9 protein-coding genes and 1 pseudogene are annotated in these 11,865 nt (G+C 42.9%); 3 read left to right on the top strand and 7 right to left on the bottom strand.

Annotation, left to right across the window (positions count from 1 at the left end; translation table 11 throughout):
• Positions 1-61 precede the first annotated feature (61 nt).
• The 3 genes and pseudogenes from LRS05_RS14765 to LRS05_RS14755 all read left to right on the top strand — a co-directional run bounded on the left by LRS05_RS14765 (position 62) and on the right by LRS05_RS14755 (position 2,503).
• Complete coding sequence (locus LRS05_RS14765) at positions 62-910, top strand: glycosyltransferase family A protein (RefSeq protein ID WP_257869284.1); 849 nt, start codon at positions 62-64, stop codon at positions 908-910.
• Between the two features lie 80 nt (positions 911-990).
• Complete coding sequence (locus LRS05_RS14760) at positions 991-1,731, top strand: ABC transporter permease (protein ID WP_257869016.1); 741 nt, start codon at positions 991-993, stop codon at positions 1,729-1,731.
• A pseudogene (locus LRS05_RS14755) lies at positions 1,731-2,503 on the top strand (ABC transporter ATP-binding protein). Before LRS05_RS14760 ends, LRS05_RS14755 begins: the two are co-directional and overlap by 1 nt.
• 102 nt (positions 2,504-2,605) lie before the next feature.
• Here the strand turns inward: LRS05_RS14755 and LRS05_RS14750 are convergent.
• The 7 genes from LRS05_RS14750 to LRS05_RS14720 all read right to left on the bottom strand — a co-directional run bounded on the left by LRS05_RS14750 (position 2,606) and on the right by LRS05_RS14720 (position 11,696).
• The gene (locus tag LRS05_RS14750; RefSeq protein WP_257869015.1) at positions 2,606-6,379 is read right to left on the bottom strand and encodes a gliding motility-associated C-terminal domain-containing protein; all 3,774 of its coding nucleotides are present in this window, start codon (positions 6,377-6,379) and stop codon (positions 2,606-2,608) included.
• A gap of 90 nt (positions 6,380-6,469) precedes the next feature.
• Positions 6,470-7,534: a mannose-1-phosphate guanylyltransferase gene (locus LRS05_RS14745; protein WP_257869014.1), complete on the bottom strand. Its 1,065-nt coding sequence runs from the start codon at positions 7,532-7,534 to the stop codon at positions 6,470-6,472.
• A gap of 80 nt (positions 7,535-7,614) precedes the next feature.
• On the bottom strand, positions 7,615-8,211 hold the full coding sequence (locus LRS05_RS14740; RefSeq protein ID WP_257869013.1) for a SprT-like domain-containing protein: 597 nt from the start codon (positions 8,209-8,211) through the stop codon (positions 7,615-7,617).
• Between the two features lie 2 nt (positions 8,212-8,213).
• The gene (locus LRS05_RS14735) at positions 8,214-8,891 is read right to left on the bottom strand and encodes an SDR family oxidoreductase (protein ID WP_257869012.1); all 678 of its coding nucleotides are present in this window, start codon (positions 8,889-8,891) and stop codon (positions 8,214-8,216) included.
• Positions 8,888-9,844, bottom strand: coding sequence for a M28 family peptidase (locus LRS05_RS14730; protein WP_257869011.1), 957 nt, complete (start codon positions 9,842-9,844; stop codon positions 8,888-8,890). The genes LRS05_RS14735 and LRS05_RS14730 overlap by 4 nt, the downstream gene beginning before the upstream one ends.
• Positions 9,845-9,987: 143 nt before the next feature.
• Complete coding sequence (locus LRS05_RS14725) at positions 9,988-10,749, bottom strand: head GIN domain-containing protein (RefSeq protein ID WP_257869010.1); 762 nt, start codon at positions 10,747-10,749, stop codon at positions 9,988-9,990.
• 11 nt (positions 10,750-10,760) lie between these two features.
• A complete protein-coding gene (locus LRS05_RS14720; RefSeq protein WP_374707793.1) occupies positions 10,761-11,696 on the bottom strand; it encodes an acyloxyacyl hydrolase in 936 nt (311 codons plus the stop codon).
• Positions 11,697-11,865: the final 169 nt, after the last annotated feature.

Here is an 11,865-nt window from a genome sequence, read left to right as displayed (position 1 = left end):
TAAGGTGTAAATATACTTTTATTTATGTGATAAATAGAAAAGTATGATATTTGTTCATAGAATGAAGTACTACATTGTTATCCCTGCTTATAACGAGGCTGCTTTCATAGGCCAAATGCTGCAATCGCTTGCTGCACAAACCGTGTTGCCTGCGAGAGCAATAGTGGTTGATGACAATTCTACAGATGCAACCGCTGAAATTGCAAGAAATTTTGCTTTAAACAATCCCTGGATTTCAGTTATATCCAATAAAAGCGATGCCGTTCACTTACCTGGAAGTAAGGTGATCAGGGCATTTCAAAAAGGTTTAGATGCTCTGGACGACAGCTATGATATAATCGTAAAGCTGGATGCTGACCTGATACTTCCGCCAGACTATTTTGAAGAGGTGCTAAAAGTCTTTGCACAAAATCCTCAAGCAGGCATGGCGGGCGGCTTTGCCTACATAGAAAAAAACGGCGAATGGATACTGGAAAGCCTGACTGATAAAGACCATATTCGCGGAGCTTTTAAAGCATACCGTAAAGAGCTTTTTCAGCAAATGGAAGGATTGCGCCCGGCTATGGGGTGGGACACCGCGGATGAATTACTGGCGAAATTCTACGGATGGGAAGTTATAACATTGCCAGATCTTAAAGTAAAACACTTAAAGCCTACCGGGGCCAGCTATGATAAATCTGCGCGCTACAAGCAGGGTGAGGCATTTTACACGCTGGGCTACGGCTTAATTATAACCGCAATTGCTTCGCTAAAACTGGCGCTACGCAAGAAAAAGCCGATGTTGTTCACTGATTATATGTCAGGGTTCTTTAAAGCAAAAACTTCAGGAAAAATGATGCTTGTGACTCCTGAACAGGCTTCTTTCATCCGCAGCTATCGCTGGAAGAAGATGAAGGAAAAGATTTTTTAACGCGAATTGTATTAAAAAAACATTAACGGCATTTAATTACTCCTGCCAAATCGGTACTTTAGCCTAATATTTTTTGTTCAATGATCAAAGCGTTACATTATATCGGTATTTACTTCCTGATGATTAAAGAGGTTTTCAATAAACCAACCAAATGGAAAGTAATGAAGCCGTTGATTTTTAAAGAGATAGATGACCTGATAGTAGGTTCTATGGGTATTGTGTGCTTCATATCGTTCTTCATAGGGGCGGTTGTGGCAATACAAACAGCCCTTAACCTTAACAACCCGCTGATCCCGAAATCACTCATTGCATTTGCCACAAGGCAGTCGGTGATATTAGAGTTTGCCCCAACGTTTATCTCCATCATCATGGCAGGGCGTGCCGGTTCATATATAACCTCAAGTATAGGTACAATGCGTGTTACCGAGCAGATTGATGCTCTTGAGGTGATGGGTGTAAATTCACTTAACTATCTTGTATTCCCTAAGATTATCGCTTTCCTTTTATACCCGTTTGTTATATCAATATCAATGTTCCTGGGTATTTTTGGCGGTTATGTAGCCGGTGTGTACGGCGGGTTTGTAGGTAGTGATGAATTTATTACCGGTATGCAGACAGACTTTATCCCATTCCATATTTTCTACGCATTTTTCAAAACATTCCTGTTCGGGTTTGTTTTGGCGACAATACCATCATTTCATGGTTTTTACATGAAGGGTGGGGCGCTTGAGGTTGGTAAAGCCAGTACAACGGCATTCGTGTGGACATCTGTAGTGATTATCCTGATAAATTATATTGTAACCCAACTCCTTTTAAGCTAATGATAGAAGTAAAAGACATAAGGAAATCATTTGGTGAAGCTGAAGTCTTAAAAGGTATCTCTACAACTTTTGAGACCGGTAAAACCAACCTGATAATAGGCCGAAGCGGCTCGGGTAAAACTGTAATGCTTAAAACCCTGCTCGGGATACACCAGCCTGACAGTGGCACCATATCTTTTGACGGACGTATTTACAGCGAACTATCGCCTGATGAAAAGCGCGCGTTGCGTACTGAAATAGGTATGGTTTTTCAGGGAAGTGCGCTATTCGACTCTATGACTGTTGAAGATAACGTAGGCTTTCCTCTAAAAATGTTTACAAAAAAACGTTCTAAAGAAGTTCGAGACCGCGTAAACGAAGTGCTTGAGCGCGTAAATCTTAAAGATGCCAATAAGAAATTTCCCAACGAAATTTCCGGAGGTATGCAAAAAGGGTGGCCATTGCGCGTGCAATTGTAAACAACCCAAAGTACCTGTTTTGTGATGAGCCTAACTCCGGCCTCGACCCCGAAACATCAATAGTAATTGATGAGCTTATAGGCGAAATTACAAAAGAGTATGACATCACCACTGTTATCAATACGCACGATATGAACTCGGTACTCCAGATTGGCGAGAAAATCGTTTTCCTGAAGAATGGCATAAAGGAGTGGGAGGGTGATAAAGACCAGATTCTTGAAACCCGTAATAAATCAATCGTAGAATTCGTTTACTCATCAGACCTTTTCAAGAAAGTGCGTGAAAGCCTTCTTGCAGAAGGAGATGAGGGATAGCAAATAATACCAATTTCATCTCAGTGAGAAAATCTCGCTGGCGATTACGATTCAGGTACTTACACGTTCAAATAAATAAAGCCCGCGTATAGCGGGCTTTATTTATTCATTCAGCTGTAGGTAAACCCATCCTGTTTTTTCCCTGCCCCCTGCCATGCGCAGCACATAATAATACGTTCCGGCAGGCAGGCTGCCTTTGTCGCTTTGCCCGTGCCAGTCTTTTATGTAACCTTTCTTCTCATACACCTGAAGGCCATAGCGGTTGAATATCTTTATTTCTTCCACATCAAAATTCGTCAGGTCAAAAACATCATTATCACCATCACCGTTTGGCGAAATGCCTTTAGGTATCTTGCAGTATGTGTTTATAACATCTGCACTGTTACCCGCAGTACAACCTTCATTATTAGTTATTATAAGGTTATAAGTACCTGCAGCAAGTCCGGTAATATCAATTTGTGGGCCAGCACCATTATATCCTTCAGGCCCTGTCCATTCAAAAAATGTTCCTGGAAACGCATCAGCATTGGCAACACGCACAATATAAGCATCATTTTCACAGCCATGTTCAATAGCAATTGGTGTTGTTATCGCGTTTTCTGCAATTGTATGTATAACAGGCTGTGAAGTACATCCATTGTTATCTATTACTACACTATACGTTCCGGGTGAAGACACTTCGATTGCCGAAGCATCTACTCCTGTAAGTATATTTGAACCTTCATACCATGTATAAGTGATATTGTGATCGCCCACATTAAAGTTGGAAGGAGTAACCGTTAGTGTAGCATCCTGGTCTGCACAAAGCAATAAAACGCCGTCAATACTAAACTGTGGAATAGCATTTACTGTTACAGTTACAGTAGACGGATCTGATGTACACCCGTCTACAGTGGCCCTTACAGTATAGTTACCCGCCATTGCAGGAGTGAATGAAACAAAGGCCGGACTTTGGTCAGACGATGTAAAATTGTTTGGGCCCGTCCACTGATAAGTCGCTCCCGGTATGGCTGCAGTTACCAACTGTCCGCCTGCACCTTCACAAAGTGCAGGTAACGGAGTGACTACAGGAGCTGCCGGCTTCGCCTTTAGTGTAATGCTTACAATAGCATCATCCGTAAGGCTGCAGCTGCCCGCCACCGAATATTTAAACTGGTAAGTACCCGGCGGTATGTTGGCAGTGTTAAAATTTGTACCGCTAAACTGCCCTGTCCCGCTCATGTCTGTCCATGTGCCGCCTGCATCATGAGGTGACGTAAGGTATGATGATATATCTATTGTGCTGCCGTTGTTACAAAACGATGTTGCTGCATCCTGACCGGCATTCGGTTGCGGCAGTATATTTATAGTGTGGGGTATAGTCTGGTTAAGGCATGTACTTGCAGCAGATGTTATCTGCAAAATGTATGTGCCGCCTTGTGTAGCAGGGTTAAATGAAGGGAAATCAAGCGACGCAGTTGTTGAAAGTATGGTTCCCGGAACACCCTGCTTATACCATTGGAAATTGAGGAATGAAAAAGCAGGTACCGAAAGCGAGACAGGACTTGCAGCACATTGCCCGGTTTGGGTTATTGTAATAGGATTAACTGCATTGATGGTAATTACAGTGTTCCTGAGGTTACCGCAATTATCTGTGAGCTGGAAAGTGTATGTTGCTGGCTCAAGCCCGCTGAAAAGGCTTGAAGTGCCGTTATTTATTAGGAAAGGATTTCCATTTTTATGAGTTATCCTGTATACCAATGGCTGAACACCCACTGCCTCAACAGCAACTTCCATTAGGCCACCGGCACACGGAAATGTATTTGTATTTACAATGCTCGGCTTACCATCATAAGTAAAAGTGTTTATTACTTCAACACAGCGCTGGTTGGCTGTGGCGCCATTACTAAAGGTATAAAAAACCTTTACAATACGGAAGTCGCCAAGATACTGCAGGTTGATATTGTTTACATTGTTGTTTATTGGTAATGAATTTCCTGAGCCCGGCAGCGTTCCTTCAAGATATGGGGTGCCTGTACCTGCCGGGTGTCCCCATGTCATAGTAGCAGGGTCATATTTCTGCAGCCAGTATGATGCTGTATAGGTACCGTTACTGGTGTGCAGCGGCTTTAGCTGGAAAGACAGGCAAAGAGGTGTGACTTCAATATCATTTACCGTAACCTGGTAGCCCTCAATAGTTATCTGCCTGTTACGCTGCGTGCCGCAGTTATCTATAGTTTCAAACATATAAACACCTGCCGGAAGTGAATTCATTGAGAAGTTGTAGCCGTGTATGTTTGCTGATACATCTACAGGGTAGCTAGTTGCAAATTCCGGTGGCGACTGTGTAATCTTAACGCTGGTTAATATGTTATTCTGGTTTATTGACAGCCTTACAGAGCCCATGCCAAGTGCACAGCCCGGGCGCTGTATTACAGTCATATTCAGGTCAACGTTATTTACCTGTACAGTAACATCTTTTTCGTATGGCCCGCCACATTCATCAGTAATTTCAAATTTGTAATAGCCGAGAGGTGCATTGGGTATCACCAGTTCGTCCTCATCAATTTGAGAGGAAATGTCTATCGGGTATGGCCCGGCAGAAAACGCAGACGGCGCCACCAGCACTTTTACCACCAGCAGGTTTGAGCTTCCGGTTACTTTTATTTCGCCCGTTGTACTGCAGCCTTCAACCTCAGCGCTTACACCCGGTTCCAGGTCAGGGTCGGTAATTTCAAAACTCTTTGTGGCAGTGTGGCCGCAGGCATCTGTTACAAGTACAGTATAGTTTCCTTCGGGCACCCAACTGCCGGGTATGCCGTAAACAGCAGTGTCAGTAAAATTTGGGTGGGTGGGGCTATACAACGCCGGGTTTGCCAAAAATGCCGCAGGTGCCTGTGTGAAGACAACAGTGTAGGGCGGGCGGAAGTTAGCCAGGCCTATCCCGAACTTATTATCATTACACCCTTCAATTTCAGGGTTAGCGTTTACAGATAGTTTTTGGTTTACGGCATTGTTGTTTCGGCTGTAGACATTACCGCAGGCATCTGTAACTTTCAGGTTATAAAAATATGACTGATTATGGTAAAATGGTATAATAGTTTCAAGGTTGCCGCCAGAATTTGAACCGCTGTTTACCACAACTGTCTGGGTAATAGGCGATGCACCTCCGGGAGGCATTATAGTATACACAAAAGTTAACGGATAAAAAATTTCATAACCTGTAATTGTACCGAAAAAATTTTTCACGCTAATTGTGCTGCATGATGGAAGTAAGCCAGATTCAATAGTAACCCCATCAATGGCAATATGTGGCAGCGCAGTTCCAAGTGTAATTGTTACAACCGATGCATCTCCGCAAGCATCATATACCCTTACCTGATATTGCCCTGCAGGCAGGCCAGTAAACATATTTGATGCCTGAAGCGGCTTTGTAACCGGGCCGGCAATAATTTCATATTGAGTGGCAGTACCGGATGTTACATTAACCGTAATCATGCCGTCATAGCCACAGCGAACACCTTGAGGAGTAAGGGTAAAATTGAGTTCTGCACCTAAATTAGCAATTGTAACAGTAGTCTCTGCTGTATTTTGCTCGGCGCCAAGAGTTTGCGTCGCTATAATTTTGTAATCACCTGCTGTCAGATTTATAACGGGGCTCGCTGTTACAGTTGCTACAGGTGTGGTAAGGTTAGGCAGCTTATATATTTTATAATCAAGCGTTGAGCCTGCTGTTGTGCCGCTGGTTGTGAAGGCAATTGAGCCCGTACCCAGGCAGGTTTGCGGTGTGGTAGTGGCATTTATAGTAAAATCTGGCAGTAGAGTTGCAAATGCAGTAAGGCTGAAAAGAAATGCCAGAATCGAAAAACTGAATTTTGTGGCGTATAATTTCGTCATTCGGTAGGTTTTATGTAAAACGTGCTAAGATAAAGTATTTAACAATACATTATGACATAACATCTTACACAAAATTAACCCTACCGGATATCAACTGTTAGCTGTTACCAGCGCAGTAATTTTTTTTATTTCCTGCTCTTTTTCCTTCGGAAAAATCAGCAATATTTTTTCTTTATCAACAACAATATAATCATCAAGCCCGTCTATAATAACAATCTTATCCTTATCTGTCCTGATTATGTTATTAGATGAGTTCTCAATGAATAGCTTTGCGTTAACAACTGTGTTGTTTTTTTCATCCTTTGGAAGCTTATCATGAAGCGAACCCCAGGTGCCAAGGTCATTCCAGTCAAAAGTTGCCGGGAGTACATAAACGTTCTGCGCATTTTCCATTATGGCATAGTCGATAGAAATGTTATCGGCCTTCGCATAATTTTCATTGATAAATTCTTTTTCAGCAGTGGTGTTATAGCTATCGTAGCCATTTTCAAAAAGTTCAGCTATTGCCGGCTGGAAATTTTTAAAAGCGCTGGTAACTGCCTGAACATTCCAGATAAAGATGCCTGCATTCCACACAAAATTGCCACTTGCCAAAAACTGCTTAGCCGTTTCATAATCAGGCTTTTCACGGAATTGCATCACTTTTTTAAGATTATTTCTGTCAGTTTTATCATATTCAATATAACCGTAGCCCGTATTAGGAAAGGTAGGCTGTATGCCGAGGGTTACAAGAACATCACTGTTTTGGGCAAAGTCAAAAGCCTGCTGCAGGTTATCTATAAAAGCAGCCTCGTCTTCAATCCAGTGATCGCTTGGGGCTACAACCATAACCGCATCAGGGTTCATTTTCTGTATTTTTAATGATGCATAAAGTATACACGGGGCCGTATTGCGCATGGCAGGCTCCAGCAGTATCTGTTGCTGGCTTACCTGGGGGAGCTGTTCCAGCACAATATCGTTGTAAATTTCGTTGGTGAGGATAAGTATATTTTCTGCCGGCACAAGCTGTGAAAGCCTGCTGAATGTTTTTTGTATCAGCGTGTCTCCTGTGCCAAGCATGTCATGAAACTGCTTGGGGAATTGTGTAGTGCTTACAGGCCAGAAACGCGACCCGACACCGCCTGCCATGAGTATGGCGTAGTAATTTTTGTTCATTATAAATATGCCTGTTTAATGCAGGATAAAGATTCTAAATATTTCCCGTACTGCGAAACGGATTAGCCTTTGTTTAACAATTACGGAAGCAGTTCTACCTCAGCATTGGGGTTGAACAGGTAAATCTTGCCTGTAGCTACTTCCACACACTCAAAACGCTTTACCCGCTGTGCGCCTTTTATAAATATTTTGCCTCCTTTTATCCTGAAGTGGCTGCCGTACGGAAGTTCAAATATATAGTTTTTGTCGGATTTTTCATCAAACTGCTTCAATGCAAGTGATAATGTTGCATCTGTATCGCTGCTGGCCTTCGGGTTACGGAAGTGCCTGGCAAGAAGTGGAAGCAGCTGCGGCGGAAATATCTCAGGGCGTATGAACGGTACCATCAGCCGTTGGAAGGTAAGCTTCCATTCATCGCCGTGCGGTTTTATGTTGCGCCCGAACTTTTCAAATGCTGCCAGGTGTGCAATTTCATGCACCAATGTCATTAAAAAGCGGTATTTATTGAGGCTGGCATTTACGGTAATACGGTGGTAGCCAGATGCATCGCGCATGTAATCGCCGTGGCGGGTTACGCGGTCATTCACAATTTTCAGGTGCACGCCATACAGCTTTATCAGCTCAAAAACCGGGTCGAGCGCATGTTCCGGCACATATTTTCCTAAAACCTCTTTCAATGTTACGGGGTGGAAGAAGATACCTGCAGTACCTTGCCGTTGAAGAATTTATTACCTGTCAATGCAAAGCCGTGAATGAAAGATGCCATCTCTCCGGCGGAAAGCGGTGCTTCATAACCGGGGAATGCCTCGCTCAGCATTTCGGTATTTACGGCGCCCAAAGCCAGCACGTTAAAAGCTATACCTTTGTCTTTATACTCTTCAGCGAGGAGTTCTGACAGGGTAGTGGCCGCACCTTTGCTTGAGCTGTAAGCCGAAAGCCCGGCAAATTTTATAGTTCCCTGCACACCGCCCATGCTGCTTATGGTTACCACATGCCCGCCGCTTTTCATATAGGGCAGCACAACGCGATTAAGCGCCGCTACGCCAAAAACATTCACGCGGTATATATATTCAAACTCTTCAGCAGATATCTCTTCAAAAGGCTTTAAAATAAGTGCGCCGGCGTTGTGGATTACTATATCAACATGGCGCCATGTCGAATTTAAAAATTCAGCTACAATATCAAGGCCTCCTGTTTCGGCAATATCGGCTCGTATGCAGGTTATCTTATCGCTGGCGGCAAACTCCTGTGGCACGTTGCGCGATATGGCAAGCACATTGTGCCCTTCATTGGCAAAGCGCTGCGCCAGCTGGTAGCCTATGCCGCGGCTGGTGCCCGTAATTACAATGTTTTTCATGATTTTTTCAGGGCAATTTCTTTTGTAGGTGCATTAATGATCTTGTCTGAAACCGGAATCATAAGCTGTATAAAGTCGCGCATGTGCCTGGTATCCATCTTGTCAAACTCATCATCCACATGATGGTAATACTTAAAAGTTGTCATTTCGGTAGTTGAAATGGTATGTGACGGAATATTGAACTCAAGGAAAAACGGGTAGTTGTCTGAATATTTGAAAAGCTGGTATTTCATCTCAAACTCATTTGAGCCTATGATTTTCTTGCCGGCATATTCATTTATCTTGTCTGCCATGTTACTGCGGCCATACCCTGTAAGGAATGCCTGGTTTTCGCCACCCAGCGGTACACCGGTCATTTCATAATTAAGTACAGTATACAGGTTAAAGTTCTGCGCTTTAAGCTTTTTAGCAAGGTGGTAGCTGCCTAAAAGCCCTTTTTCTTCAGCAGAGAAAAAACAGAACAGTATGCTTCGCTTATTGTTTTTAGCTTTCGCGTAATAGTTTACAAATTCGGCCACTGTGGTGGTGCCTGTGGCATTATCATTGGCTCCGTTAAAGATATCATCACCATCCACAGGTTTTGGGGAGATGCCTACATGGTCATAGTGCGCGCTGATGATAACAAACTCATTCTTAAGCTTTGGATCGGTTCCTTCAAGCACCCCGATGATATTGTAGGCAGGCTTATCGGTATTGCTCAGCGTATCCCGGTACGTTGCAAAGTAGGGCTTTATCTGGTTTTTCCTGAAAATTTCCTCAAGGTATTTAGCAGCCATTTCAGCGCCTTCACTGCCGGTGTCACGGCCTTTTAACTCATCGCTTGTAAGGAATTTAAGGGTAGTGACTACCGATTGCTCGCTTACAGAATATGTTGGTATGGCAACCTTTTTCTGAGCCTGTGCAGCTGTAAAGAATGATGCAGCTACAATAAAAGACAGGGTAAGTTTCTTCATTTTGGTTTGTTTGATTAATGATAAAGCTAATGTATAGATTCGCCACGAATTACACAAATTAAGGAGTAACACAGATTTAACGGGTTAAACTGATAAAAAATCCGTGCTAATCTGTTAAATCCGCGTCATCCGCGTTCCATAATTTATTCATAGCGTACCTCCCCGTGAAAAAGTTGTATCACATCAACTATTGGCGGATGCGTTTTAAGGATAAGATTTCCGGTAGAGTAGAGGGTGCCTCTGGCTTCAAGTGCGGGCCGAGCAATGATGTCATTACTGCTCCGGTGAAAGATCTGCAAATTTTGTGAAGTAAGGCCGCTTCCGTCAAACCTTGAATCGCCTGCGTAAAAATTTACCATCAGGTTATCGGCATTTCCGGAAATATCGTAAAAAGACGACTGGTTATCTTCAATAGTAAGATTTTGGCAGTTTATATTAAGCTTCCAGATGCCTGAAGGGCTTTTTCCATATAGTCCTGAACTAAGCTTTAGCGATGCGAAGTTAAGCACACCATTGTTCTTTACATCAAATTGAGATGCTGAATAAATGCCTTCAAGATTTGGGGTAGTTACATATACTGTTGTCAGGTTGTAATCACGCACCCAGTTGCACGATGTGCTGTTGGTCAGCTGAAGTTCGCTTCCAACAGTTTGTGCTTTTATTTCAGGTTTAAAGTTTTCCGGCGTTTTTATAGTTACGCGCTGTTCATCACCCTGAGTTATCACAAGCTCAATCCCTTCAGAAATTTTTATTGAAGTGAAAGCATCAACGGGCACATCATATTCTACAACATTACCTGCAGTACGGAAACATTCCGGCATAGTATCATCTGTACATCCTGAAAAGGTCAACACCACCAGGCATAACAATTTCAATATAAGGAAAGTTCGTAATTCGTAATTCATAATTCGTAATTCTAATAAAACCGTATTCCCACGTTCACTTCCATTACCTCGGCCTTTGCTGCATGCGTTTTAAGTGAAATTCCTGTAAATAATTCTTTGCAGATGTAATACTTCAACCCAATGCGCTGGTAAAACGTACCCTGGTCTTTAAATGGGGCATATACATATGCACCGGCCTGTACTTCAGCCGAAAGGTTATTGATGAATAGTTCATAACCTCCAAACACGCCGACTTTTCTATAATCAGTATTAGCATCGATGTTTTCTTCAGGATAAGCAACAGCTTTGTATTCGATATATTGCTTTAGAGACTGGCTCCAGAACACATCAGCCCCAAGCTGGAAAGCACTCTTGCGGCTTATCCGCTTATCGGCATATACTGATGCTGCATAATATGGCTTGCCGCCAATCCCTATAACGCCCGACTCATTATAACCACCCCTGAAAACAACATTGAATTTTACAGGTTCGGCATAATCGGTGCTGTCAGTTATTATAGTGTAGACTTGTTGTTGTTCTTTGCCAAAAGTATAATTAAGCCCTGCATTTACGGCAAAAGTATTGGTGCTGGTATTAGGCAGCCTCATACTCGCATTGCTGTGATGTATAAAAGCCAGGCCCGCCTGCACACCGAGCCCCTGCCATATATTTTGCCTGTTAAAGTTCAGCATAAAATAAGTTGAAGGCATAAAATGCGTGCTATACGCATAGTTGCGGAAGTTAGTTTCCCTGTCATAAGGGTTGGTATTGTAGGCAATACCCTGCCCGAGGCGCAATTGCAGGTTACGGTTAAAGAAGTAGAAATTATAATGTGCATACAGCCCATAAAGCTCGCCTAGGGTTTCATTGTGCATATCCTGGTAGTGGAATGAAAGGCCGTAATCAGGAAAATTAAAGGCACGTTGCCATTCTTTTTCACCAAATGTTTTACGGTTCAGGCTTAAGATAAATCCGGTTGGGTGGTTAGTGATAAGGTGCTGGATGGTTTCACGGTGCGGAATTATATTCCCATAAAAATATGATGCCTCAAAGTTATATACAGGCTTTTGCTGCGCGAGGAGCGCTGTGTGTAAAAAAGAGAAATAAAATGCAAAGCTGCTTCATGACTTTTGTGAG

This window comes from Flavobacterium sp. J372 (genome assembly GCF_024699965.1).
GTDB lineage: Bacteria > Bacteroidota > Bacteroidia > Flavobacteriales > Flavobacteriaceae > Flavobacterium.
The sequence above is the reverse complement of the archived record's forward strand: the minus strand, read 5'-3'. Positions and strand labels throughout refer to the sequence as shown.